This window comes from Phenylobacterium sp. (assembly GCF_030681155.1).
Taxonomy (GTDB): domain Bacteria; phylum Pseudomonadota; class Alphaproteobacteria; order Caulobacterales; family Caulobacteraceae; genus Phenylobacterium.
This window is the reverse complement of record NZ_JAUXXE010000034.1, coordinates 19,794-44,757: the sequence shown is the minus strand read 5'-3', so window position 1 is coordinate 44,757 and position 24,964 is coordinate 19,794. Positions and strand designations below refer to the sequence as shown.

Below are 24,964 nucleotides of genomic sequence, written 5' to 3'. Positions count from 1 at the left end.
GCGAGTTCGCGCGCTTGGCATGTTTAACGGTGCGTTGACCACGATGGTCGCAAAGTCCGGGCGATGGCCGCGCCCCAACCCGAAACGATGCATAGGAAGCAGGCGCGCGAGATCCTTGGGGTCTCGCCGCTCGCCACCGCGGCCGAGCTTCGGCTGGCCTTCCGCGAGGCGGCCAAGCTGGCCCATCCAGATCGTCCAGGCGGGGACGCCGAACGGTTTCGGCTGGCGGTGGAAGCCTATCGCCTGCTCAATGCGCCCAAGATCACCGACAGCATCATCCAGCCCCCGGCGACCGTCGTGCGCCCGGCCACTGTCGACAGCCGCCTGGACATCACCCCGCTGCTGGCGATGAACGGCGGCGTGCTGATGCACCGGCTGGCCAGTGGCCGTCGCCTGAAGATCACTCTGCCCGAAGGCCTGCGCACCGGCGACACCCTGCGCGTTGGCGACATCGAGTTCGAGATCACGGTGCGCGGCGAGGGCGAAATGCTGGTGCGGGGAGACGACCTCTGGCTCACCGTGCCGTTGGACCCGGGCCTGCTGGCCCAGGGCGGACGAGTGGCGCTCGACACGCCGCTGGGCCGTCGCGTGGTCTGGGTGACCCGAAAGGCCGGCGAGCGAGGCTTGGTCCGGCTGGTCGGCCAAGGCCTGCCGGCCCGCGGTCCGCACCGGCAGGGACATCTCTTCCTGCGGCTCGCGGCTCAGGTCCGCACCACAGATTCCGCCGCCAGAACCCTGCGTCGCCGCTTCGCCGCCGCGTGGGCGGCCTAGCGCAGTCGGCGTCCCGCCTTTAAAAGCGCCAGCATGTCGCACAACACCTTCGGCCACCTCTTCCGTGTCACCACCTGGGGCGAGAGCCATGGGCCGGCTCTCGGCTGCGTGGTTGATGGTTGCCCTCCCGGCCTGCCGCTGACCGCCGAAGAGGTCCAGGTCTGGCTCGACCAGCGCCGTCCGGGCCAAGGCAAGTTCGTTACTCAACGCCAGGAACCGGACGCGGTGAAAATCCTGTCCGGCGTGTTCGAAGACGAACGCACCGGTGGCCAGGTCACCACCGGTACCCCGATCTCGATGATGATCGAGAATGTCGACCAGCGCTCACGCGACTACGGCGAGATCGCCACCCAGTTCCGGCCGGGCCATGCCGACTACACCTATTTCGCCAAGTACGGCGTGCGCGACTATCGCGGCGGCGGACGGGCCTCGGCCCGCGAGACCGCCTCGCGGGTGGCCGCCGGCGCCGTGGCCCGCAAGATCCTTGCGGGCGTGACGATCCGCGCTGCGGTGGTCCAGATCGGCCCGCACGCCGTCGACCGCAGCCGCTTCGATTGGGATCAGCGGACCGAGAACCCTTTCTGGTGCCCTGACGCCCAGATGGTTCCTGTTTGGGAAGAGCACCTGGAAAAGGTCCGCAAGGCCGGCTCCTCGACCGGCGCCATCGTCGAGGTGGAGGCGGTGGGCGTTCCGGCCGGCTGGGGCGCGCCTGTCTACGGCAAGCTCGACGCCGAACTTGCGGCCGCCCTGATGTCGATCAACGCCTCCAAGGGCGTCGAGATCGGCGCGGGCTTCGCTTCGGCCGCGTTCTCCGGCGAGGAAAACGCCGACGAGATGCGCATGGGCAATGACGGCCCGATGTTCCTGTCCAACAGCGCCGGCGGCATCCTGGGCGGCATCTCCTCCGGCCAGCCGGTGGTGGCCCGCGTCGCCTTCAAGCCCACCTCCTCGATCCTCACCCTGCGCCGCAGCCTCAATGAGGCGGGCGAGGAGATCGACCTGCGCACCAAGGGTCGCCACGACCCCTGTGTGGGCCTGCGGGCCGTGCCAGTAGTCGAGGCCATGACCGCCTGCGTACTGGCCGACGCCTATCTGCGCCATCGCGGCCAAACCGGCGGCGGGGCCTTGGTCCCCGGCGGCGATGGCCGCGTTTAGAGCCGCCGCGATCCTGACAACGAAAAGCCAGCGACCGTGCGCCTAGACCTCCTGAAGATCCTGATCGTCGACGACATCCGACACACGCGGGTCTTGTTGACCGAGATCCTGCGCGCCATCGGCATCCAGCAAATCTACGAGGCCAGCGACGGGGCCGAGGGCCTACAGGTCATGCGGGCCCACAATATCGACATCGTGCTGACCGACCTGGCGATGGAGCCGCTCGACGGCATCGACTTCGTGCGGCTGCTTCGCAACTCGCCCGACAGCCCCAATCCGATGGTACCGGTCCTGATGATCACCGGCCATTCCACCCTGCGGCGGATTCACGAAGCCCGGGACGTCGGGGTCAATGAGTTCATGGCCAAGCCGATCACCGCGCGCGGTGTGATCGGAAGGCTGCAGCAGATCATCGACCACCCGCGCCCGTTCATCCGAACGGACGATTATTTCGGGCCCGACCGGCGCCGCAAAAACGATCCGGAACATCCTGGCCCCTGGCGGCGCGCCGCCGACGGCCCGACGGTGCGCCCGCTCAAGACGTGATCGCGGCCACCATTTAGCGACGTTTGTCGATTACGGCGGTGGCTCCTCTGGAGTTCGCCATGAACATTCCCCGCCTCGCCCGTCGGCTGTGCCTGCTCGGACTACTGGCTGCGCCCCTGAGCGGCTGCCTTGCAGCGGCGGCGGTCGGCACGGTGGCGGGCGTCGCTGTCGGCGTCACCGGAGCGGCCGTAGGCGTCACCGCCAAGGGCGTCGGCATGGCCGCCGGCGCGGTCATCCCGGACGGGGATGACGAGAAGGACGAAAGGCGCCGCTAGGCGACGTTGAGGGCGCAGCTTTCGCTGATGGTCGGTCGCGACACGACAATTCGCGAAAGGCCTGGGAAGCGTACCTTCAGCCGTTCGGCGAAGTAGAGGCATAGGTGCTCGAGCGTTGGACGCTCCAGTCCCGGCTTTTCATTCAGCAGGCCATGATCGAGTTGCGCGGCGACCGCCTTCAGTTCGGCGTCGAGATCGGCCAGGTCGGCCACCCAGCCGACAGGCTCCTGCTGGACGCCGCGCACAGTCGCTTCGACCTTGAACGAATGGCCATGCAGATTGGCATAGGGCCGGTGCTCCGGCCCATCGGCGAAGTAGTGCGCCGCATCGAACGTGGCGGCCTTGGTAATTTCAAAAACAGGTTGGGTCATTGCGCAGGTCTTGGGGCGTTCGCAGACCGGAAGCGGTCTACGGAATGCCGAGGTACTTGTGAGTTTGGACGCTTAAACGCCACCGAGGGTGCGCGAGGCAATAGGCGATCGCCGCCTGCGTGTTTTCGACACGCGCCGGGCCATCCATCGGCTGCAGCAGGAAGCGCTCGAATTCGAGGTGCTCGAAACTGGCCGGATCGACCCCGACCTGAGGGAAAACCAGCTTCAACTCCTGGCCGCTGGTCTGCACGACCTGGGCCTGGGCTTTGGGGCTGACGCAGATCCAATCGATGCCGGGCGGCGCCTTCAAGGTGCCATTTGTCTCCATGGCGATCCGGAAGCCGCGCGCATGCAGGGCCTCGATCAGCACTGGATCCAGTTGCAGCAAAGGATCGCCGCCGGTGCAGACGACCAATCGGTTGTCCGGCCCGCCGATCCAGGCCGCTTCCACCGCCTGCGCCAAGAGGTCGGCGGTCGCGAAACGCCCGCCGCCCTCGCCGTCCATGCCGACAAAGTCGGTGTCGCAGAATGTGCAGACCGCGGCGGCGCGATCTTCCTCGCGGCCCGACCAGAGGTTGCATCCCGCAAACCGGCAGAAGACCGCCGGCTGGCCCGCCTGGCCGCCCTCGCCCTGAAGCGTCAGGAATATCTCTTTGACGGCGTAGCTCATGCGCCGATCCCCGGCCGGCCGGCCGCCACCCACTCGCGCCACCCCTTGGCCCGCAGGTCGCAGGCGGGGCAATCCCCGCAGCCATGGCCCCAATCGTGGCGATCACCGCGCGCGCCCCGATAACACGTATGGCTGTCTTCCAGGATCAGCTGGACCAGCTCCTCGCCGCCCAGATCTTGGGCCAGACCCCAGGTCTGGGCCTTGGTGAGCCACATCAACGGCGTCTCGACCACGAAATCCTGCGCCATGCCCATGTTCAGCGCCTTTTCAAGCGCCTCAAGCGTGTCGCGGCGGCAGTCCGGATAGCCCGAGAAGTCGGTCTCGCACATCCCGCCCACTAGAAACTGCAATTTGCGTCGATCGGCCAAGGCGGCGGCGTAGGTCAGGAAGACGAGATTTCGGCCTGGCACGAAGGTGTTGGGAAGGCCCTTTTCGGTGACCTCGAACGCCCGCTCTTCGGTCATCGCGGTCTCGCCGACGGCGCCGAAACCACGCAGGTCGAGAACATGATCCTCGCCCAGCCGGTCGGCCCACTGCGGGAAACGCGCGCGGATCGCGCCCAAAACCACAGAACGCTGTTCCATTTCCACAGAGTGTCGCTGGCCATAGTCAAAGCCAACGGTCTCGACATGACCATGTCGGGCCAGGGCCCAGGCGAGGCAGACGCTGGAATCCTGGCCGCCTGAGAACAACACCAAGGCGCGGGTTTGAGGGATGACTTCGCTCATCGGCCCCATATGCGCGCGCCAGCGCCAAACCGAAAGCCCAGTGCGGCGAGACTTCGCGCCCCTCCCCATACCGCATCATCTAACATTTGCGACGCAGCAAGTGTTCGCAGTCGCAGCATTACAAAAGTCATCAGTTGATGAGCTTTCGAACCTTCGTGACCGAGCGCGCTACCAAAAATTGTCAGTTTTCGAAACATTGGTATTTGAGCAACATCCCCATGGAAGTTTAGACGTTATCGTTGATAACTTATCTGCGTCACGTTGACAGACTCCAGAACTGAGCGCGAGCTTTGGCATTGTCGGGGGAATGGTCGCCAGCCCCTTGATTAAACCTTGCGCGGCGATGCGACGTACCGGGCCGATATGTAGAGAGCCTCGGACGTACTGGGAGGAATCTGGAATGTTGAATACTCTGCACTTGCGGAGCCTACTGATCGTGGGCGCGTCTGCGGCGGCAATGAGTACAGTGGCGTCGCCTGCCTTGGCCCAGAACGTTATCCAGGAATTGGTCGTCACCGCGCAAAAGCGAGAAGAGGCGTTGCAAGACGTCCCGATCGCCGTTTCTGCGTTCGACCAGGAAGCCCTTCAGAAGGGCAAGATCGACGGCGGCCCCAACCTGGTCCTCGCCGTCCCCAACGTGAACTTCTCCAAGGGTAACTTCACCGGCTACAACTTCCAGATCCGGGGCATCGGCTCCAAGCTGGTCGCGGGCTCCGGTGACGCCGGCACCGGCATCCACCTGAACAACGCCCCGCTGATTTCGAACAATCTGTTCGAGACCGAGTTCTACGACATGGAGCGGGTCGAAGTGCTGCGCGGCCCTCAGGGCACGCTGTACGGACGCAACGCCACCGGCGGCGTGGTCAACCTGATCACCGCCAAGCCGACGGACGAGTTCGAAGCCTTGATCCGCGGCGAAATCGGCAACTTCAGCACCCGCAAGCTACGCGGGATGGTGAACCTTCCGCTCAACGACACCTTCGCCCTGCGTCTGGCGGGGACCTATCTTAAGCGTGACGGCTTCGGGACCAATCTTGTCACCGGCCACGATGCGGACGACCGGGACCTATACGGTCTGCGCGCGACCCTGAGCTTCCAGCCGACCGAAGAGTTCCACGCCTACTTCCTGATCGATCACTTCAATGAAGAGGACAATCGCTCCCGGATCGGCAAGCAGTTCTGCACCAAGGACACCGGACCGGCCAACATCGGCGGGCTGGGATATTCCACCGCCGCCGGCGGCCTGATCGGACAGATCCAGCGCGGCCTCTTCAGCCAGGGCTGCCAAGCCACCTCGCTCTACTCGCCAAACGTCCTGGGGACGGTCAACTCGCAGGGCACGCTGGGGGGCCTGTTCGGCGCCTTGGGCGGCTTCCAGACCGGCGACGCCTACGCGGGCAAGATGCAGACGCAAGACGTCCGCGACATCGAGTCGACCTTCGATCCGATCTACCGGTCCAAGACCGACATCTACCAGTTCAACGTCGACTGGGACCTGACCGAGAATCTGCGGTTGAACTGGTTGGTGGCCTACACCGACTTCGACCTGTTCACGCGCCAGGACTACAACCGCTACGTCCCCAGCAACGCGTTCAACAGCTCGCCGAACCCTGTGAACGCCTTCGCCGCCGTACCCGGCTATGGCGCGCTCTACGCCAGCCTGTTCCCCGGCGGCGTGATCAACGACCCGCAGAACTCGCCCTACAACCGCTTCACGACCAGCGACATCTCCTCGGCTGAAACGACGCAGTGGAATCATGAACTGCGGTTGCAGTCGGCCTATGACGGGCCGTTCAACTTCAACCTCGGCGCCAACATGCTGCGGTACCAAGCGACCGGCGACTACTACGTGATGTTCAACACGGGGACCGGCTACTACCAGATCAACAACCTGCTCGCGACGGGCAACCCCAACTGCGTCGGCGCTGCGCCTTGCATCACCGTCGACCCGAACAGCGATCCCGATCGCAGCGGCCGCAACTACTATGACTCCTACGGCCCCTACGATCTCGCCTCACACGCCTTCTTCGGCGAGCTTTACTGGCAGATGAACGACACCTTCAAGTGGACCCTCGGGCTCCGCTACACCGACGACAAGAAGGAAGTCGAAAACCACCAGGTTGCGCTCGGCGTGCCCGGCATCGGCCCCGGCGGCCCGCTGCCCGGCACTCCGGACATCCTGAAGGTCCAGTTCAAGGAAACCACTGGCCGCTTCGGCTTCGACTGGAAGCCTGACTTGGGCTTCACCGACGACACCTTGCTCTACGCCTTCTATTCGCGCGGCTATAAGGCCGGGGGTCTGAACTCGCCCTGCAGCGGCGGCGGCGGCGTCATCTGCGGCCCGGCGACCTTCGATCCGGAGTTCGTGAACGCCATCGAGATCGGCGCGAAGAACACCATACTCAACGGCACCATGACCTTGAACGCCACGGCCTTCCACTATGACTACAAGGGCTACCAGGTCTCCAAGATCATCAACCGCGCCTCCACCAACGAAAACATCGACGCCAAGATCAAGGGCGTGGAGTTGGAGTCGGTCTGGCAACCACTGCAAGGCCTGCGCCTGAACGCCGCTATCGGCTGGCTCGACACCGAGATCAGCAGCGGCCAATCCATCGACACCTTCAATCGCACCCAGAGCAATCCGAACCTGGTGGTGATCAAGTCGAGCGCGGCGTCCAACTGCGTGATCGACATGGTCGCGGCCCAGACCGCCCTGAGCATCTCGAACGCGATTGGCAATCCGTTCGCCCTGCTCAGCGCCTGCACCCCGGCCTCGACAGCCGGCGCGGGCACGAATATCGGCGGCGGCGCGCTTGCGGTCGGGACCAACGCCTTCGGCGGCCTCGTCAGCGACGGCGTGCCGGTCAGCCTGGATGGCCGGGAACTGCCGAACGCCCCGCATTGGACGATCTCGCTGGGCGCCCAGTACACGATCGAGTTCGGCAACAACTGGTCGGCCACGCTGCGCGGCGACTACTACAAGCAGACCGACACCTATGCTCGGATCTACAACGCCGAGACCGACAAGATCGATGGCTGGCAGAACGTCAATCTGACGCTCACCATCGCCAATCCGGACTCCGGTTGGGAAATTGGCGCTTTCGTCAAAAATGCAACCGACGAGGAAGCCATCACCGACTTTTACCTGACCGACGACTCTTCCGGACTGTTCCGGAACGCCTTCTACACCGAACCACGGACCTACGGCGTCTCGCTCCAAAAGCGGTTCTGATCACCTCACCATCTCAGCCAAACAACCTTTGCCGCCGCCCCTCGGGGCGGCGGTTTTTCTTTGCGCCGATGACGGCCCCCAAGCCGATTTGTAGGATGGGTACGGGGCGCTTCGCTTAGAGCCCGCACGCAATTCCTGTTTCCGTTTGATTCACCGTTACGTCAAAGAACGACGGTCAGTTTTGTACATGCGATTTGAAAGCGCGGTATTTCCGCCACAGAACGCTGGAAGCTCAACTGAATCATGATCAGTTATCAGCCTTAATATTGACGCCGCCGAGAGTGGGCCCGAGGGTCCGCTCCAGCCGGCGCCTCCCCGCGCCGGACCATCACACTGCATACGCATCACGCGGGCGGATTCAGAGGGTGCTCCAGCCCCGCCGCCCTGGGAGGATACTGATGTCCAATAAAGCTCCGCGCCTGCGGACCCTGCTTGCCTTGAGCGCGTCGGCCCTGACGCTCTCGGCGATCTCGGCCCCGGCCTACGCCCAAGAGACCGAAAGCTTCCAGATCGAAGAACTGGTGGTCACCGCCGAGAAGCGCGAACAGGCGCTGCAGGACGTACCGGTCGCCGTCTCGGCCTACACCTCGCAACAGCGCGACATCCGCGGGATGACCAACATCCAGGATTTCGTGAACTTCACGCCGGGCATGAACTATTCCGGCACCGACCGCGTCTCGCTGCGCGGCGCCGGCCGCAACACCTTCTACATCGGCAACGATCCGGGCGTCGCGACCTACACCGACGGCTTCTACTCGGCCTCCTCGTCGGAACTGTTCAAGAGCTCGCTGTTCGTGGAGCGCACCGAAATTCTGCGCGGCCCGCAAGGCACGCTGTACGGCCGCAACGCCATGGGCGGGGCCGTCAACACCATCTCCAAGCGCCCGTCGCACGACTTCGGCGGTGAGATCCGCGCCGGCTACGGCAACTACGACCGCACTAAGATCGAAGGCACGGTTTCGATCCCAGTCGCCGACAACCTCCGTTTCAAGATCGGCGGTTCTCAAGACTGGCAACGCGAAGGCTTCATCAAAAACCTGGGCGACGGCAACGACGCCGGCACGATCAAGCGCACCTATTTCGAAATCCAGGGCGAAGCCGAGCTTGGCGACAACCTCAACATCTGGGCGCGCTACAGCCGCTCGAACTGGGACGACAGCACCGGCGTCGGCGACCGTCTCGCCAACCTGATCACGCCCTACGACACCACCCGCCCGTTCCAGCCGATCGGCGGCCTGGTTCCCAACGGTCAGTTCGGCGCGGCTATCCCGAACCCCGGCGTCAACGATCCCTACAAGCAGTGGACCAACCGCGACGGCTACGGCCAACTGCGCGGCAACCACCTGTTCACCACCACGATCAGCTACGATCTGGGCTGGGCCGAGCTGAAGTACATCGGCGGCTTCCAGCAGTACAACTACCAGACCGGCGGCGACTATGACGCCACCAACACCACGACATCGTACCTGTCAGGTCCCTTGAACACGCCGGTCTTCAGCGACCAGACGACCGACTTCAACGAGCACAAGAAGTACTACTCGAACGAGATCAACCTGACCTCGAACAGCGACGGCCCGCTGAACTGGATCGTCGGCCTCTACCAATACAAAGAGCAATACCGTCAGCGCATCCAACTGGGCAGCCCGCTCCAAGCCCAACTCGCGACGCCGAGCTTCTACTACGGCTCGATCAACGGTCAGGCTCCTGGCGTTGCTGGGCTCGCAGCAGCCGGTCTCTCCGCCACCAACCCGTCGCGTAACTTCGCCGACAACCAGGCAGAGCTGGAATCCAAGGCTTGGGCCGTGTTCGGTCAAAGCACCTACAAGTTCAACGACCAGTGGGCGATCACTGCCGGCCTGCGCTACACGAAGGATGAGAAGGACGGCTTCGAATCCCAACGCTTGGTGCTGTTCAACCCGACGGGGGCCTTTGGCGCCGCCGCGGTCGACGTCTCCAGCGACATGGACCCGACCAAGCCCGGCGTTCAGAACTATCGCAACCTTTCGGACAGCTGGAGCGCCGTCACCGGAACCTTGAACCTCGACTGGACCCCGGACGACGACACCCTGGTCTATGCGAAGTACAGCCGCGGCTATAAGTCGGGCGGCTTCCTGCTCGGCACCCTGGCCGCTAAGCCGACCGCCGACGAAGAAGCGGTCAACGCCTACGAACTCGGCATGAAGAAGACCATCGGCGGTCGCCTGATCCTGAACGCCGCTGCCTTCTACAACGACTTCGAGGGCCTGCAGCTCAACCTGTCGCAGCTGAACGCGGCCGGCACCGCCGCCTCGAACAACTTCGTGAACGTCGACGCCGAAGCCTACGGCCTGGAATTGGAGGCCACCTGGCAGCCGATCCAACCGCTGCAGATCTCCGCCTCGTACGGCTACCTGCACACCGAAATCACCAAGGGTTGCTGCTTCTACGACCCGGCGGATCCGAGCGCCCTGAAGTCGACGGCTCGTCCCAGCGGCGGCACGGCGGTCAACAATGGCGTTCTGTTCCGCTTCCAGGATCTGGCCGGCTCGAAGATCTATCAGTCACCGGAAAACAAGTTCGCCCTGAACGCCAACTACACCTTCGACTTCACGCCGGGCTCGTTGATCCTCTCGGGGACCTACACCTGGACCGACGAGACGACCTATCAGCCCTTCGATAATCCCGACTTCGCCGTGCCGGCCTATGGCACCGCCGATCTGCGGGTTCTGTGGAAGGACGCCCAAGACCGTTACTCACTGATCGGTTACGTGAAAAACGTCACCGACGAGGAAGGCTTCACCTCGACCTCCTCGACCAACCCGACCGCGGTGTTCGCCGATCCGAACCCGGGCCTCGCGGTTGGCGGCACGACGTACCTGCGTCAGACCAGCACCTCGATCACTCGCGGCCTGATCCAGCCGCGGACCTACGGCGTCGAGCTGCAATACCGCTTCTAAGATCCGGAAAATCCGAGACAAAGAGAGGGCGGTGGGAGCGATCCCGCCGCCCTTTCCCTTTGTCGGGAACCCCACATTTATTTTCGCGCCCGCGTCAAATGACCGCTAACCCCCAGGTGGAATTTAACGTCTCCGCAAGCGCTTAGGCCCATGGTGAGCATAAGTTCCCCCAGGACCCTCGGCGTTCATGTCCCTGCCCGAATTTTTCTTCGAGCGCGTAACCAGCGAGATCCATCAGCAGATGGAAGGCGTTCTCGCGCTGGCCGAACGCTTGGCCCGTCAGCCGGTCGGCGCCGACGCCCAGGCCTGCATCGCGGGGGTCGCCGAGGCCGCACGCGCCGTGCGCCAGATTCTCTCGTCTTCCACCGACCTCAAGACCGCCTCGTCCGAGGGGCTGCACTTCGATCTCCAGCCAAAGCGCGCGGCCGAACTGGCTGACGAAGTCCAAGCCAGGTGGCAGGATCGCGCCACCGATGGCGGCGTCACCCTGCTGGTCTCCTATGATGGCGATCCCGACGCCCTGATCATGGCCGACACGATCCGGATGCATCAGGTCTTCGACGCCTTCATCGCCCAGGCCTTGGCAAGCGTCCGACGCGGCGCGGTCGAAGTCAGCCTGAAGACCACCGCCGACGGCGACATCGCCCATCTGGAAGGCCGCGTGCGGGGCGGCGGCGACCGGGTGATGGGCGACCGCGCCCTCGACATCCGCGAAATCGAGGCCCTGTTCGGCCTGGAGACGGCCCTGGGCGTGGCGCTCGGCCGCAACATCGTCGAGGCCATGAACGGCACAGTCCGTTCGGAAGTGAATGTCGGCGCCGGCGAGACCCTGGTGTTCGAAGTCGCGGTGCCCAGCGCCAAACCCGTCGTCGAGGCCGAAGAGACCCTGCACCAGTCGGAACGCGCCGCCCACATCCTGGTGGTCGACGACAACGCCACCAACCGCAAGGTAGCCGAGACCCTCTGCTAGATGTTCGATTTCACCTCGGAGTCGGCTACGGACGGCGTTGAAGCCCTTGAAGCGGCGCGGACCGGTCGGTTCGACCTGATCCTGATGGATATCAAGATGCCCCGCATGGATGGGGTGACCGCCACACGCGAGATTCGGGCCCTCCCCGGCGCGGCCGGCCGCGTGCCGATCATCGCCCTGACCGCCAACGCCGATCCGGAAGACGCCGCCGGATACCTGAAAGCGGGTATGAACGGCGTCGTCGAAAAGCCGATGAAGCCCGAGAACTTGCTGCGCGCCCTGCAAGAAAACCTCGCCGAAGGCGACGCTGCCGCCGCGTAAGGGCCTAGGCAGCACGCTGGGGCCGGGCCATCGTTCCCAATGGCCTCATTTTACGAACGTCGCATCCTACCCGCGCTGCTGACCCGCGCCTGCTCTTCCCCGCCAATGATGAAGCAGCGCGCCAAGATCGTGCCGCTGGCCACCGGGCGGGTGCTGGAGCTCGGGATCGGCATGGGGCTCAACCTGGGTTTCTACAATCCAGGCGCGGTCGAGAGCGTCACCGGGGTTGATCCGGCCCCAGAACTGCGCGCCCTGGCCGAGGCCGCGCCCCGGGATCCCAGGCTCAAGGTGTCCGTCGCCAACGGAACGGCCGAGGCGCTGCCGTTCGACAACGCCGCCTTCGACACCGTGGTCTGCACCTTCACGCTTTGCTCGGTCCACAACCCCGCTAAGGCGCTGGCCGAAGCACGGCGGGTGCTGAAGCCTGGGGGACGGTTCCTCTTCTGCGAGCACGGTCTCGCGCCGGACGCAGGCGTGGCGAAGTGGCAACGGCGCGTAGAGCCGATCTGGAAGCGGTTGGCTGGCGGATGCTGCCTTACCCGGCCGATCTCGGCGGCCATTCGGGACTCCGGTTTCCACGTCGAACGGGTCCAGACGATGTACGTGCCGGGAACGCCGCGCATCGCCGGCTGGAGCGAGTGGGGCGAAGCGCGCGCGTAAATCGTTTCGCAACGCCAAATCCATACGAGTGGACGTCAACGCCGTTGGGTGTAGGACGTGGATCAGCTGTCGAACACGCCGCCCTAGGTCTCCCTCGGAACGTGCCTATGTTTGAGTCCAACGCTACCGACCGCCAGAACTTCCTGAACGCCGACCAGCGCGGACCGCTTGTCGCCGGCAAGGACAGCTTCACCATCGCAGAGGCGGCCGACCAGCTCATCCGCAGCGCGCCCGGTTGGTCGGCGCTCGGCGCGCCGGCAAGCGTCACTTACGGGTTCCGCTCGAACGCGCCCTCCGCCATGCCCGACGACACGACGGGCTTCTCACGCTTCAACTCCACCCAGATCGCCCAGGCCGAACTGGCGCTAGCGGGGTGGAGCGACGCCGCCAACATCACCTTTACGCGGATCGGCTTCGGCGCGGCCGGGGAAAACGCCTACACCGACCAGGCCACCATCTTGCTGGCCAACTATTCCTCCGGCTCCGACACCGCGACCGCCTTCGCCTACTATCCAGGCTCGACAATGTCGGCTTCGGCCGCCGGCGACGTATGGGTCAACATCACCTCTGGATCGAACGCCACCCCGACCACCGGCAACTACGGCGCCATGGTCCTGGTCCATGAACTTGGCCACGCGATCGGCATCGCCCATCCCGCCGAATACCAGTCTGAGGACTCCCCCACCTACGCGGGCAATGCGGCCTATTACGAGGACTCTCGGCAGTTCACCGTGATGAGCTACTTCAGCGAGAGCAACACCGGCGCGTCCTTCGGCGGCCGCTACTCCGCCGCGCCGCTCCTCGATGACATCGCCGCCGTCCAGCTCGAATACGGCGCCAATATGAGCACCCGGACCGGCGACACGGTCTACGGCTTCAATTCCAATGCGGGCCGACCGTGGTTCGAAGCCTCGGGCACGACGGCCAAGTTGATCTTCGCCGCGTGGGACGCGGGCGGAAACGACACCTTCGATTTTTCCGGCTTTTCCAACAGCCAGACCATCGACCTGCGCGCCGGCCACTTCTCCAACGTCGGCGGGTTGACCGGCAACGTCGCTGTCGCGGCGGGAGCGACGATCGAGAACGCCGTCGGCGGTTCGGGGGCCGATGCAATCACCGGCAATGCCGCGGCCAATGCCCTGAACGGCGCGGCCGGCGATGACGTGATCTATGGCGGCGCCGGAGGCGACACCATTACCGGCGGAGATGGCCGAGATTTCCTGCGCGGCGAGGAAGGCGACGACTATCTGGTCGGCGGCGCGGCGTTCGACGACATGCACGGCAATATGGGCGCCGACACCCTCTATGGCGGCCAGGGTGACGACTGGGTGGTCGGAGGCAAGGACAACGACCTGCTCCATGGCGAGCTGGGCTTGGACCTTGTCTACGGCAACATGGGCAATGACACCCTCTATGCCGGCGAGGGCGCCGATGTACTGCGTGGCGGTCAGGACAACGACATCATGTATGGCGAAGCTGGCGACGACTGGCTGTCAGGGGATCGCGGCGATGACACCATCTGGGGCGGGAGCGGGGCCGACAGCTTCCATAGCTGGGGAGCCGCCGACCTCGACCGGGTCATGGACTTCAATCGCGCGGAGGGCGACCGGGTCCTTGTCAGTGAAGGGGCGACCTACAGCTTCGCCCAGGTCGGCGCCGACGTGGTGATCAACATCGGCGGCGGCGCCCAGATGGTGCTCGTCGGCGTCAATGCGACCTCGCTGACCGACGGCTGGATCGTCTCGATTTAGAAAGCCTAGAGCTGGTTGTATTCGCCGCAGCGGCATTTCACGACGACGTCGCGAATATCGGCCCGCTCATGGCTGGTCAGAACAACCTCTTCGCAAGCGCCGCAGACAAACACCGAACCGGCTTCATCGGCTTGGAAGACGTGCGGCGTCTCGACAGCCTGGATCACTTCGCGGCGGCCGACGAACAGGCTGGGGAAAACGCGCATCGAAGTCATGATCATAGGAACTGCCTCATTCTGACCCGTACCGGGCTTGCGTACTGAGCACTTGCAAAAGTGGGGTAGCGTTATTCTGCTGCAGCGCAATGACGGATTGATGTCTGCGGCGACGAAAGCCGCAAAACGCCCATCATTCGCGCCAGTCCCGCTCGCGGAGGGCGCCAAAGCGTCTTTCGACAACCATTGATCGTTTCAGGTCCAGCCTATGGAACTGCCCTGCCCCGCCTTCGTTTCAAGGGGTCAGCATTCCAGACGGCGCGCCGCCATGCGCCCCATTTTAACGAGGCTTCTCGACATGACGAACGTCTACGGCTCCACCAATGACGACACGATCCGCGCTGCCGCCGATCAGATCGACGACGCCGCGAGCGACCTGAAGACCCAGGCCAAGCGCAGCGCCAAGGACGCTAAGAAAGCGGCGGTCGCAGCGTCCGGGGCCATTGCTGAAGCCGCGACCACTCTGGCGCGAGACACCCGGGTTCTGGTCGAGGACAAGGTCGGCAAGGCGCGGGCGACGGCTGAGGTTCAGTACGATCGGCTGAAGAAGGAGGCCCGCATCCGCGCCAAGGAAGCTGACGTCCTGGTTCATGAGCGTCCCTACGCGGCCCTGACCGCGGCCGCGCTCGCCGGGTTCCTGATCGGACACCTCATCAGCAGCAACAAGGCCAACGTCGTTTATCTTCGCGACGACCGCTGACCCCACCTGGCGCCGATCCTGCGCCTAGCCACTCGAACGCGTCGGGGAAGGATCAATCATGGACAGTCAGAGCAGGGCCACCGAGCAGGCTCCGTACGAAATCGACGTCGCCCCCGACGGAGACCGCTGGCGCTATCGAAAGCGCTGGCGGCAAGGGCTCCGGCGCTTCCTGCCGTCCCTGTGGCACGCCACCGACGAAAATGGCCTGGCCTTGCTCAAGCGTGAAGGCACGTTGCGCGAGGGATCGCCTCGCGCCTAACGGCGGCGTGCAGGACGCCGGCCGGATCAGAAGCGGTAGGCGGCGCGTAGGCCGACGCTATCGGAGCCGTCGTGTGTATCGTTGCCGAGTTGGCCATTGCTCCAATGCTGGCCTTCAATCTCCAGCGCCCAATGTTCATCCAGCCGCAGGCCCACAGCAAAGGTGGCGTGGAAAACCCAGCGCTTGTCGAACTCGATGTAATTGTTCCGCACCTCGCGGCGGCGCTGGTTTTCTTCGTCGGGCAAACCCGGAGTCGGGCGGGGTAGCGTCAGCGCGCCATCGTGAACCGAGATTCCGGCCCCGAGGTCGACATAGGTTCGCTTCTGCTCAAAACGCCAGATCAGTCCTGCTTGGGCATAGTTGGTGTATCCCTCCAAGCTGAGCTGCGTTCCGACATAAGGCCTCGGAGCCCCGATGAAGTCCAAGGCTTGCGATCGTTTGAACAGGTAGTCCACCACGACCGACGAGCCCTTTTCAGGCCCGTGCGGCGCATAGCCGGCGCCCACCCGAAACTCTTGGGCGTGGCTGGAGGTGGCGAAAAGGCTGGCCGCCCCGAGCGCGGCGGCGATGGAAAGATGGCGGGCCAGCGCGACCTTCGGGACCACGCCCACCTTTGGGCCGCTGGCTGAAGCAAAAATGTCGGGCACACGTCCCCCTGTATGTTTGAATCACGCAACCCTGAGTACGTTAGACCTGGCTTTGCCGCTTGGCCTCATAGAATTTGAAGGTCGCGCCGCGTGCTCGAAGGCGTGCGTAATCTGGGGGAAGTTATCGTGAGGCTTATCGCAATCCTCGGCCTCACGGCCGGCGCATTGGCCCCCGCCGTCGCAACCGCCGTCGAATACGCCTATGTCGTGCCGTCAGCCGTCACCTGCCGCGAGGAAGGCTATCAATCGTCTGCGGTCGTCGAACACCTGAAGCGGGGCATGATGGTGACGGTCGTCGAAAAGGTGGATGAGTGGGCCAATATCGAAAGGGGCGAACAGACATGCTGGGTCGAGCGCCGCGATCTCTCGCCGCGATGCCCATTCGCATCGTCGAGCCCGCCGGCCAGATCGAGCTCCGTAGCAGCCACGACGCCCGTGCGTTAGAGCGCCAGGCGAGCGCTGCGGCCTAGTCGGCGGCAGGCGCCCCGCCTTCGACGACGGCTTGATAGACCTGGGAGCGATCAGGGCCTTCGGCGACATGCAGCAGGACCCAGGTGTCGCCCCGCCGCGACACGAGAACGCGAACCTTGTCGTTGAACAGGCCATCGGCGAGGCCGGTCGGCGCGACCTTGCCGGAGTTGAGGATCAAGCTGCCCATGTCGCGGCCGCAAGCCGGCCCCAGGCAGGAATAGACCGGCGCAAAGCCAGCATCGCGCAAGACGCCTTCATAGTAGCGCTCGATCTGTAATGGGGCGGTCGCCGGCTTCACGCGATAGTCGATGTGGGTGACCTGCCCTTCGATCACCTGACGGTTGGCCGCGCCGCTCTCATTCGCGATCGGACCGGTCGGCACGACGATCTCTTCCAGCGATGAGGCCCGATAGCCGACGATGGCGGCGTCCGCATAGCGCGGCAGCAGGGCATGATCCCGGCCATCTGTGTCCTGCGCAGAGGCCGGCGCGGCCAGCGCAACAAGTACCGAAGCGAAGTAAAATGCCCGCATGACGCCTCCAGGATGAGAGGCAGGGCCGATAGCACGCCGTCGCTCAGTCACGCATCACGTTTTAGGTCGAAAGACCAGTCGGAGTTCCTGAACGCTCATCGTCATCAACCGGAGCTCCGGAACAGAATTGGGAAGCGGAAACACGCCACTCAGGTTCCGATAACGACGCATAGCCAAGCGCTAGACCGTCACCTCGAACAGGCGCCGTATCCTTACCTCCTCAATCTTCCGAACTGACTTCCACCAGAGCAGGCCGCGATAGCGACGGCCAGCTATCGGATGCCCACGCATAGTCAGAAGATGCCATCCGCTGAACATGGGGCGGGTGCGGGATGTGAAGGACTTGGGCATGTCCTACGAACGCGTGGCGTCACGCCTCGGTTCTTGGGATGGTAAACCCGTCCGAACGTCAGGCCTTCAGTTTGATCTTCCGCTCGATCTGAACAGACGCCTTCTCAGCCTTCTTTCGCTCTTCAAACACGTTGCGCATGTGGAGCAGGTCGCGTTCGCTTAGCCTGGCTTCCGCCGCCACGAACTGTTCCTGCTCTTCTTCGCGGATGTGATGCAGGTACTCCTCCTTGAGCCCAGCAAACCTTCGCAGCCAGCCTGACGAGGACATGTCACGCGCGGCAAGGTCGGCGAGCATGTCGTCGATCTCTTTGTGCTCAGCAATGGCGTGCCGGGCGAAGTCCGTGGTCGCGGGGTCGCGTAGGACACTCGACCAAAGGGCCTGCTCTTCGGCAGCGGCATGAGCCTTGAGTTCGTGAACGAGCTCATCAAAGAGCTTGCGGCGGTCGGCCGACGCGCCCTGCGTCTCTTCGATCATCGCGAGCAGCGCGCGATGGCGGTCATGATCCTCAACCAGACGGCCAAACACGTCAGGGTCGCCACGGAACTTGGTCTTCGGCGTACTGCCGATGCGCGCCGTCAGGTCGGGGGCGATCGCCTTGGCCTTGGCGATCGCCGCCGCTTTGGCTTGGGCTTCCGAACCGCGTGCGTTCGACTGGGGCATGCTCGCATCCTTTGCGACTTCACCCTGAAAGCTGGGCCCTACGGCTACGTCGGTGGAGGCCAAAAGTTCCTGAGATCTGCATGGCTGGATGGGCCTGGTGAACGGCGCCTAGTCCTGGAAGCTGCGGCGCTCGCGGATCGCCGGCCAATCCAGAGTGTCCACCAACTCGAGAGCATCGCGGACGTCCAGGCCGACTTGGGGCACATGCATGATGATCAGGGGGCGGCTCGTGAGGACATCGAGCACGGTCCAGCCGTGATCGTCCTGTCGGATATCGTAGCGTTCGATCATTCGCCCCAGGTCCATCCCCATTGGGGCTCTAGTTAGGCGGAGCGCCGATTCTGTCCATCGGGCGGAACCCCGACGTTACGGTCTGTGATCGCCTAGTTCGCGAGACTGCGATCAAGCACCCCGCAAGGGAGAGCACCGCCGCTCGGCGCGCATCGCTGGCTTGTCCCACCGCTCAGCGTGGTCGTTTGTAGAAGAAGTCCCAGGCGAACCTCACCACATTCACGCCTACCAAAATCAAGAACAGCGGCCCAAGCCAGCCGTCTGGAATGGGGCGAGGGATGTCAAAGTAAATAGCCGCCCAGAACACACCAAAGAAAGCTAGCGTTCCAATCCACAACAGGATCGAGTTCTTCGCGTCGCGGCTCATCGCACATCCTACTTCAAGCGTAACTTACCGGCAGTTGGAACGTGCGCAATAGCTAGAAAATGGAACTGTCGTTGGCGTACGAAGTGACCATGAGTAATCCGCGTTCAGACTTGATTGGGCGGCGTCAGTTGCCAAAGCCAAGCTCTTCCGACGGGCAGCGGCGATGATCGCTCTTCTGCTGCTCGCACCGGTTCTCACGCCGCTAGGCTTGATTGTAGCGCTCTGGGGCTTCCGCTGGCCCCCATCCGATTGGCGCCCGTACGCCACAATAGTAGCTGCACTGAGCTTGCCACTGCTGGTGCTTCTATCACTACAAGCGCTCTTCGCCCTGCCTGCGGGCAGCTGCGTCGAGCGTCCTATCAACAACGTCCCGCTGCTGATAGCAGCGCTTGCCATCGGTCTAGCGCCCGCCATCGTGTTTCTTGGAAGGGAACGGCGACGGTTTGCGGTTGGCGCTGCTCTGGCCGTCACGCCGCTCACGCTCTTCTCCGCGCCTGTGACGATGATGTCTCTCGCAGGCTGCTGGATTTGACGACCTAGACGGCCGCAACAAGTCGCGAGCACACTTTGCCTTAAATGCGGAAAGCGGACATCGACCGCCTTTTCCGAAGTGGTAGCTGGGGGCGGGATCGAACCGCCGACCTGTGGGTTATGAATCCACCGCTCTAACCATCTGAGCTACCCAGCCGCCGGACCTTTCGGCGAGGCGCGGTTTATAGGGGGGCTTTTTCTGATCTTCAAGCGGCTTGGGTGCGGCGCAAAGCCCGGCTAGGTTCTGACCGGCATGAGCGTCCTCCATCTCCTCGGAACAGCCGGCGAAGGCGGCGCGGAAACCTACTTCCTGGATCTGGTCGCGGCCCTCGCCGACGACGGGGTCGGGCAGGTCGCCGCGATCCGCGCCAACGCCAATCGCGAGGCCGCCCTGGCCCGCATCGACGTGCCGTCGGGGGTCTTCCGATTCGGCGGCCCCATCGACATTCTCACCAAGCCCAAGCTGAAGAACTTCGCGCAGAAGCATGACGTGAAGCTGGCCCTGGCCTGGATGAACCGGGCCGCGCGCCACGCGCCCAGCGGCCCATGGGCGCGCATCGGACGGCTCGGCGGCTACTACAATCTCAAATACTACAAGGGGTTCGACCATCTGGTCGCCAACACCGAGGATATCGCCGACTGGGTGGTGAGCCAGGGTTGGCCGGCCGGCAAGGTACGCCACATTCCCAATTTCGCCGACGCTCCGCCCGACGTCGCGCCAGCCGACCGAGCGTTGCTGAACACCCCCGAGGACGTGCCTTTGCTGCTGGCCATGGGCCGGCTGCATGAGTCGAAAGCCCACGACGTATCTCTGGCGGCCCTGGCCAAAATCCCTGAGGCGCACCTGTGGATCGCGGGCGTCGGCGGTCAGGAAACCAAGCTTCGGGCCATGGCCGAGGCCCTGGGCGTGAGTGAGCGCGTGCGATTCCTGGGCTGGCGAACAGACCCCTCGGCGCTCTATCGCGCCGCCGACATTTGCGTTTTCCCATCGCGATACGAGCCATTGGGCAATGTCGTCATCCAATCCTGGGCCCATGGACTGCCGGTTATCGCCGCCGCCAGCCAAGGTCCGTCGGCGCTGATTCGCGATGGTCAGGACGGATTGCTGGTTCCTATCGACGACGCCGAGGCCCTCGCAGAGGCCGTCAATCGCCTGATCGGCGACCCAATGCTGTGCATCCGCATGGTTCAGAACGCCGCCGAACGCGTCGAGGCCGAGTTCTCGGCCGCCGCCGTGGTCGCCCAATGGCGTGAGCTGTTCGCCGATTTCGGAGCCGAGTAATGTGCGGCATCGCTGGCGTCATCGGACCGGGCGGCTCAGCCCGGCCCATGATCGAGGCCCTCACCCACCGTGGCCCCAACGGCGTCTTCGTCGAGGAGGCGCCGGGTCGTTCACTCGCCCATGCCCGGCTGTCGATCATCGACCTGGAGGGCGGTTGGCAACCGCTGCACGCCGCAGGGTGCACCGTCATCGGCAACGGCGAGATCTACAACTATGTCGAACTGGCGCAGGAATTCGGTCTCGCCGACCAACTCGCGACCGGCTCCGATTTCGAACCGCTGCTGCACATCTACGCCCAAGAGGGACCTGCCGCCTTCAAGCGCCTGCGCGGCATGTACGCATTCTGTCTGATTGGCGCCGATGGGCGAACCTGGCTGGTTCGCGATCCCTTCGGGATCAAGCCGCTCTATGTGTTGGAGTATGAAGGGGCCGTGGCCTTCGCCTCGGAGCCGCGCGCCTTCCTGGCCGCCGGCCTGATCGCACCGGAGTTTTCGGAGGACCGCGCCCGCGAATTGCTGGCGTTCAACTACACTCTGACCGACGAGACGATCTTCAAGGGCCTGCGACGGCTGGAACCGGGCGAGATCGTCGAGGTGGCAGGCGGCAAGCTGGTCCCTAAGGACGTTCGCCCTGCTGTTCCGGCAAGGACCGCGCGTGGCGGCGATGAAGCCGCCCTGCTGTCGCAGCTGGACAAGGTGCTGGAGAACAGCGTCGCGGTCCATCAGCGCTCTGACGTTCCTTATGGCCTGTTTCTCTCGGGCGGCATCGACTCCGCCACCATCGCAACCCTGATGTCGCGGTTGAACGAACGGCCGGTCACCGCCTTCACCTGCGGGTTCGACGCTCCCGGCGCGCGCGACGAGCGCGCCCAGGCCGAGCGGGTCGCCAAGGCGTTGAACCTCGACTGGCGCGAGGCGACCTTCGGCGAGGAGGACTTCTGGCGGGTCCTGCCTCAGATCGCTTGGGCCATGGACGACCCGACCGCCGACTATGCGAGCCTGCCGACCTACAAATTGGCGGAGGCCGCGAAGGGGACCCTGACCGTGGTGCTGACCGGCGAAGGCGGCGACGAACTGTTCGGCGGCTATGGCCGCTACCGCCGCGCCCTGCGTCCTGCCTGGCTCGGCGGCCGGGCCGCCGAACCGCGTGCCGACGCCGCGATCATCGACCGTTGGCGCCGGCAGGCCGCGCCCCCGCAAGGCCTGACCCGCCTGCAACAGGCCCAGTGGTCCGACATCGCCACCTGGCTGCCCAACGATCTGCTGACCAAGCTTGATCGTTGCCTGATGGCGCATGGACTGGAGGGGCGCACCCCGTTCCTGGACGCTCAGGTCGCCGACTTCGCCTTCCCCCTGCCCGACCGTTTCAAGGTGCGCGGGCGCTATGGGAAATGGCTGCTGCGCAAGTGGCTGGAGCAGGCCTGCCCAGCGGCCAAGCCCTGGGCGCGCAAGCAAGGCTTCACCGTGCCGGTAGACGCCTGGATTGAGCCGCGCGCGGGCGAGATCGGCCGACGCATCGGTCAGGTTGCCGCCGTCCGGCAGGTGCTTGGCTCAGACTCTCCGGCGGCGGTTTTCGCGACGCCGGGCGCGGCGCGCTGGCCGCTGTTGTTCTTCGCGGTGTGGTCGCTGATCCACCTGGAAGGCGCGTCTCCCAACGAGGCGCTCGCCGCCGTCGCCGGCTAACCAGCGCAACCCTCGCCGTTCGGGCTGGTTATCGAGACCTGTCCACCCTACCTGCCATTGAAGCTTCACCACTGGAGACACCGATGCGCCGCCTTTTGCTCACCACCGCCCTGGCGACCCTGGTCGCAGCCTGCAGCGGCGGCGACGGCCAAGCCGCGGCCCAAGGCGGCGCGCCGCTGGAAACCAAGCCGGCCAACGCCCCGGATCAAAAACCGGCCTTCGCGGGCCAAACGCGGGCGCCGGCCGTGAACTCCAACGTCGCGTATGAGGTTCAGACCGTCGCTGAGGGTTTGAACAAGCCATGGGGCCTCGCATTCCTGCCGGACGGCCGTCTGCTGATCACCGAGAAGTCGAGCGGCCAGCTCCGCATCCTTGGGACGGATGGCAAACTGTCCGCGCCGGTCGCCGGCCTGCCGCCTGTCGATGGCCGCAACCAGGGCGGCCTGCTCGGCCTCGCCGTCGATCCGAAATTCGCCCAAAACGGCCTGATCTATTGGAGCTATTCCGAGCCGCAGGCCGAAGGCGCCAACAACACAGCCGTTGCGCGCGGCAAGCTGGTGGATGGCAAGGTCGAGAACGTCCAGGTCATCTTCCACCAGACGCCGTCGCTCGCCTCCACCCTGCACTTTGGCGGCCGACTGGTTTTCGCCAAGGACGGAACCCTGTTCGTCACCACCGGTGAGCGCTCGATCTTGCCCGGCCGGGTCCAGGCCCAGCAGCTGGACGGCACACTGGGCAAGGTCGTTCGCATCAACGCCGACGGCTCGATTCCCAAGGACAACCCCTTCGTCGGCAAGCCCGGCGTGAAGCCCGAGATCTGGTCCTACGGTCACCGCAACATTCAGTCTGCCGCCATCGATCCGAAGACCGGCAAGCTCTGGGAAGTCGAGCACGGCGCGCGCGGCGGCGACGAACTGAACCAGCCCGAAAAGGGCAAGAACTACGGCTGGCCGACCATCACTTATGGCGTCGAGTATTCCGGCAAGACGATCGGCGAGGGCCTGACCGCCAAGGACGGGCTGGAGCAGCCGGTCTACTATTGGGATCCGGTGATCGGGCCATCCGGCATGGCCTTCTATGACGCGGGCCTGTTCCCGGCCTGGAAGGACAGCGTGTTCGTAGGCTCGCTGGCCCAGAAGCACTTGGCCCGCCTGGTGATGAAGAACAGCAAGGTGGTCGGCGAGGAGCGCCTGCTGGTCGATCAGAACGAACGTATCCGCGACGTCATCGTCGGCCCTGACGGCGCGCTCTATGTGGCGACCGACAACGAAAAGGGCCGAGTGCTGAAGATCGCTCCGAAGGGGTAGCCGGCCCTTCGTCATCCTCCGGTCGCCTGAAAGGCGATCCGGGGGACCCAAGCTGAGTTGCCGAACTAGCTAGGCTGCTTGGGTCCCCCGGATCAGCCTGCGGCTGCCCGGCGGATGACGATTTTTGAGTCTACAGCCCCAAACGCCCAGCAACCTCTTCGCCAATCGCCAGCGAGGATGTCAGGCCGGGGCTCTCTATGCCGAACAAGGTGACAAGGCCGGCCATCCCGTGCGCTTGCGGTCCGTCGATGCGGAAATCGGGCTGCGGCTCGCCGGGGCCATGCAGCTTGGGCCGGATGCCGGCGTAGTCAGGCGCCAATGCGCCATCGGGCAAACCCGGCCAGAACTTGCGGATGTAACTGTAGAACTCGCCCGCACGGGCCGGATCGACGCTGTAGTCGATCTCATCGACGAACTGCAGATCCGGACCGAACACCGCCTGGCCGCCAAGATCGCGCCGATAGTGGGTGCCCAATGCGCCTGGGATCGGCGGCGGATAGATCAGCCGTGCGAACGGCGCCTTGCCGCTCAGTCGGAAGTAGACGCCCTTGCCGTAGTGGAGCGACGGAATGGTTTCCTTGGGGAACCCTTCGATCTCCGCGGCGACCGCCTGAGCGGAAAGTCCCGGCGCAGTCACTAGAATTCGAGCGGTCAATGTCGTTGGCTCGGCGCCGCCGGCGCGAATTGAGAAACCGCCGCCGTCCAGCGGCGTCGCGCCCTCGAACGGCGTGGAGGTCACCACCGCCCCGCCGGCCGCTTCAATCTCGCCCTGCAGCGCCAGCATGTAGCCGTGACTGTCGAACACCCCGCTCTGCGGCGAGATCAGCGCGCCTTCGCAGGCTAGCTCCGGCTCCATCGCTAAGGCCTGGGCCTTGGTCAGGTGGGCCATGCCCTCGACGTCATTGGTCTGCGCCTGCTCGAGAATGCCGTCGAGGCGGCCGACCTCCTCCAAATTGGTCGCCACCACGAGCTTGCCGCAGCGATCGTAGGCAACCTTGTGACTGTCGAGGAAGGCGTAGAGCGCGCGGCGCCCTGTCACGCACAGCCGGGCCTTCAACGAGCCGGTGGGATAGTAGAGCCCGCCATGGATAACCTCGGAGTTGCGCGCCGAAACGCCCTCTCCGATGATCGGCCCGGCCTCCAGCACCGCCACGACCAGGCCGCGCGTCGATAGCGCATACCCGCAGGCTAGGCCGACAGCCCCCGCCCCCACTACAACCGCGTCGAAATCGAAATCCGCCATGGCTCCTGGCGTAGCTGAACGACGGCGGTATGCAAA

Annotated in this window: 26 protein-coding genes and 1 tRNA gene; 16 read left to right on the top strand and 11 right to left on the bottom strand. The window is 64.6% G+C overall.

Annotated elements, in window-relative coordinates:
• Positions 1 to 87 precede the first annotated feature (87 nt).
• From Q8M13_RS08705 to Q8M13_RS08690, 4 genes are read left to right on the top strand one after another with little or no spacing between them, the layout of a single operon-like run.
• Entirely contained in the window at positions 88 to 771 is a 684-nt protein-coding gene (locus Q8M13_RS08705; protein ID WP_305299416.1) for a DnaJ domain-containing protein, read from the top strand.
• A 33-nt stretch (positions 772 to 804) separates the two neighbouring features.
• The gene (gene aroC, locus Q8M13_RS08700; RefSeq protein WP_305299414.1) at positions 805 to 1,926 is read left to right on the top strand and encodes a chorismate synthase; all 1,122 of its coding nucleotides are present in this window, start codon (positions 805 to 807) and stop codon (positions 1,924 to 1,926) included.
• A 36-nt stretch (positions 1,927 to 1,962) separates the two neighbouring features.
• Positions 1,963 to 2,472 (top strand): response regulator, encoded by a 510-nt coding sequence (locus tag Q8M13_RS08695; RefSeq protein WP_305299413.1) that lies wholly within the window; start codon positions 1,963 to 1,965, stop codon positions 2,470 to 2,472.
• A gap of 59 nt (positions 2,473 to 2,531) precedes the next feature.
• Complete coding sequence (locus Q8M13_RS08690; protein WP_305299411.1) at positions 2,532 to 2,747, top strand: hypothetical protein; 216 nt, start codon at positions 2,532 to 2,534, stop codon at positions 2,745 to 2,747.
• Here Q8M13_RS08690 and Q8M13_RS08685 read toward each other — a convergent pair.
• The 3 genes from Q8M13_RS08685 to queC are packed head-to-tail and all read right to left on the bottom strand — an operon-like array spanning position 2,744 to position 4,516.
• Positions 2,744 to 3,118, bottom strand: coding sequence for a 6-carboxytetrahydropterin synthase (locus Q8M13_RS08685; RefSeq protein ID WP_305299410.1), 375 nt, complete (start codon positions 3,116 to 3,118; stop codon positions 2,744 to 2,746). The two genes, Q8M13_RS08690 and Q8M13_RS08685, sit on opposite strands and share 4 nt — an antisense overlap.
• Before the next feature lie 37 nt (positions 3,119 to 3,155).
• On the bottom strand, positions 3,156 to 3,788 hold the full coding sequence (queE, locus tag Q8M13_RS08680) for a 7-carboxy-7-deazaguanine synthase (RefSeq protein WP_305299408.1): 633 nt from the start codon (positions 3,786 to 3,788) through the stop codon (positions 3,156 to 3,158).
• Positions 3,785 to 4,516, bottom strand: coding sequence for a 7-cyano-7-deazaguanine synthase QueC (queC, locus tag Q8M13_RS08675; RefSeq protein WP_305299407.1), 732 nt, complete (start codon positions 4,514 to 4,516; stop codon positions 3,785 to 3,787). The genes queE and queC overlap by 4 nt, the downstream gene beginning before the upstream one ends.
• A gap of 481 nt (positions 4,517 to 4,997) precedes the next feature.
• On the opposite strand from queC, the gene Q8M13_RS08670 reads away from it, so the two are divergent.
• From Q8M13_RS08670 to Q8M13_RS08645, 6 genes are all read left to right on the top strand, one after another.
• Positions 4,998 to 7,751, top strand: coding sequence for a TonB-dependent receptor (locus Q8M13_RS08670; RefSeq protein ID WP_370869995.1), 2,754 nt, complete (start codon positions 4,998 to 5,000; stop codon positions 7,749 to 7,751).
• 398 nt (positions 7,752 to 8,149) lie between these two features.
• Complete coding sequence (locus Q8M13_RS08665) at positions 8,150 to 10,687, top strand: TonB-dependent receptor (RefSeq protein ID WP_305299404.1); 2,538 nt, start codon at positions 8,150 to 8,152, stop codon at positions 10,685 to 10,687.
• A gap of 187 nt (positions 10,688 to 10,874) precedes the next feature.
• Positions 10,875 to 11,657: a hypothetical protein gene (locus tag Q8M13_RS08660; protein ID WP_305299402.1), complete on the top strand. Its 783-nt coding sequence runs from the start codon at positions 10,875 to 10,877 to the stop codon at positions 11,655 to 11,657.
• Positions 11,658 to 11,978, top strand: coding sequence for a response regulator (locus tag Q8M13_RS08655; RefSeq protein ID WP_305299400.1), 321 nt, complete (start codon positions 11,658 to 11,660; stop codon positions 11,976 to 11,978). It abuts the gene before it with no gap.
• 39 nt (positions 11,979 to 12,017) lie between these two features.
• The gene (locus Q8M13_RS08650; RefSeq protein ID WP_305299399.1) at positions 12,018 to 12,638 is read left to right on the top strand and encodes a class I SAM-dependent methyltransferase; all 621 of its coding nucleotides are present in this window, start codon (positions 12,018 to 12,020) and stop codon (positions 12,636 to 12,638) included.
• A gap of 107 nt (positions 12,639 to 12,745) precedes the next feature.
• Positions 12,746 to 14,389, top strand: coding sequence for a M10 family metallopeptidase C-terminal domain-containing protein (locus tag Q8M13_RS08645; RefSeq protein WP_305299397.1), 1,644 nt, complete (start codon positions 12,746 to 12,748; stop codon positions 14,387 to 14,389).
• 5 nt (positions 14,390 to 14,394) lie between these two features.
• Here Q8M13_RS08645 and Q8M13_RS08640 read toward each other — a convergent pair whose 3' ends face one another.
• Positions 14,395 to 14,610: a hypothetical protein gene (locus tag Q8M13_RS08640; protein ID WP_305299396.1), complete on the bottom strand. Its 216-nt coding sequence runs from the start codon at positions 14,608 to 14,610 to the stop codon at positions 14,395 to 14,397.
• A gap of 292 nt (positions 14,611 to 14,902) precedes the next feature.
• Between Q8M13_RS08640 and Q8M13_RS08635 the strand changes: the two genes are divergently transcribed.
• Both Q8M13_RS08635 and Q8M13_RS08630 read left to right on the top strand, forming a co-directional pair.
• A complete protein-coding gene (locus Q8M13_RS08635) occupies positions 14,903 to 15,304 on the top strand; it encodes a hypothetical protein (protein ID WP_305299395.1) in 402 nt (133 codons plus the stop codon).
• A gap of 58 nt (positions 15,305 to 15,362) precedes the next feature.
• Positions 15,363 to 15,563, top strand: a complete 201-nt coding sequence (locus Q8M13_RS08630; RefSeq protein WP_305299394.1) for a hypothetical protein — start codon at positions 15,363 to 15,365, stop codon at positions 15,561 to 15,563.
• A gap of 26 nt (positions 15,564 to 15,589) precedes the next feature.
• Here the strand turns inward: Q8M13_RS08630 and Q8M13_RS08625 are convergent, their stop codons facing one another.
• Positions 15,590 to 16,210: an acyloxyacyl hydrolase gene (locus Q8M13_RS08625; protein WP_305299393.1), complete on the bottom strand. Its 621-nt coding sequence runs from the start codon at positions 16,208 to 16,210 to the stop codon at positions 15,590 to 15,592.
• Positions 16,211 to 16,336: 126 nt separating this feature from the next.
• Between Q8M13_RS08625 and Q8M13_RS08620 the strand changes: the two genes are divergently transcribed.
• Positions 16,337 to 16,654, top strand: a complete 318-nt coding sequence (locus tag Q8M13_RS08620; RefSeq protein ID WP_305299392.1) for an SH3 domain-containing protein — start codon at positions 16,337 to 16,339, stop codon at positions 16,652 to 16,654.
• Positions 16,655 to 16,676: 22 nt separating this feature from the next.
• On the opposite strand, the gene Q8M13_RS08615 is transcribed toward Q8M13_RS08620, so the two are convergent.
• The 5 genes from Q8M13_RS08615 to Q8M13_RS08595 form a co-directional block, all read right to left on the bottom strand.
• Positions 16,677 to 17,213 (bottom strand): DUF4892 domain-containing protein, encoded by a 537-nt coding sequence (locus tag Q8M13_RS08615; protein ID WP_305299390.1) that lies wholly within the window; start codon positions 17,211 to 17,213, stop codon positions 16,677 to 16,679.
• 409 nt (positions 17,214 to 17,622) lie between these two features.
• Positions 17,623 to 18,225 carry a hemerythrin domain-containing protein gene (locus Q8M13_RS08610; protein WP_305299387.1) on the bottom strand — a complete coding sequence of 201 codons (603 nt, stop codon included), beginning with the start codon at positions 18,223 to 18,225 and terminating at the stop codon, positions 17,623 to 17,625.
• A 108-nt stretch (positions 18,226 to 18,333) separates the two neighbouring features.
• The gene (locus Q8M13_RS08605; RefSeq protein WP_305299385.1) at positions 18,334 to 18,516 is read right to left on the bottom strand and encodes a hypothetical protein; all 183 of its coding nucleotides are present in this window, start codon (positions 18,514 to 18,516) and stop codon (positions 18,334 to 18,336) included.
• 172 nt (positions 18,517 to 18,688) lie between these two features.
• Positions 18,689 to 18,883, bottom strand: a complete 195-nt coding sequence (locus tag Q8M13_RS08600; protein WP_305299384.1) for a hypothetical protein — start codon at positions 18,881 to 18,883, stop codon at positions 18,689 to 18,691.
• Positions 18,884 to 19,494: 611 nt separating this feature from the next.
• Positions 19,495 to 19,571: transfer RNA gene (locus Q8M13_RS08595), tRNA-Met, on the bottom strand.
• Positions 19,572 to 19,667: 96 nt separating this feature from the next.
• Between Q8M13_RS08595 and Q8M13_RS08590 the strand changes: the two genes are divergently transcribed.
• The 3 genes from Q8M13_RS08590 (at position 19,668) to Q8M13_RS08580 (ending at position 23,685) form a co-directional block, all read left to right on the top strand.
• The gene (locus Q8M13_RS08590) at positions 19,668 to 20,696 is read left to right on the top strand and encodes a glycosyltransferase (RefSeq protein WP_305299382.1); all 1,029 of its coding nucleotides are present in this window, start codon (positions 19,668 to 19,670) and stop codon (positions 20,694 to 20,696) included.
• Positions 20,696 to 22,378 (top strand): asparagine synthase (glutamine-hydrolyzing), encoded by a 1,683-nt coding sequence (gene asnB / locus Q8M13_RS08585; protein WP_305299380.1) that lies wholly within the window; start codon positions 20,696 to 20,698, stop codon positions 22,376 to 22,378. The genes Q8M13_RS08590 and asnB overlap by 1 nt, the downstream gene beginning before the upstream one ends.
• Before the next feature lie 83 nt (positions 22,379 to 22,461).
• Positions 22,462 to 23,685 (top strand): PQQ-dependent sugar dehydrogenase, encoded by a 1,224-nt coding sequence (locus Q8M13_RS08580; protein WP_305299378.1) that lies wholly within the window; start codon positions 22,462 to 22,464, stop codon positions 23,683 to 23,685.
• A gap of 130 nt (positions 23,686 to 23,815) precedes the next feature.
• Here Q8M13_RS08580 and Q8M13_RS08575 read toward each other — a convergent pair whose 3' ends face one another.
• Positions 23,816 to 24,928 carry an NAD(P)/FAD-dependent oxidoreductase gene (locus tag Q8M13_RS08575; protein ID WP_305299376.1) on the bottom strand — a complete coding sequence of 371 codons (1,113 nt, stop codon included), beginning with the start codon at positions 24,926 to 24,928 and terminating at the stop codon, positions 23,816 to 23,818.
• Between the last annotated feature and the right edge of the window lie 36 nt (positions 24,929 to 24,964).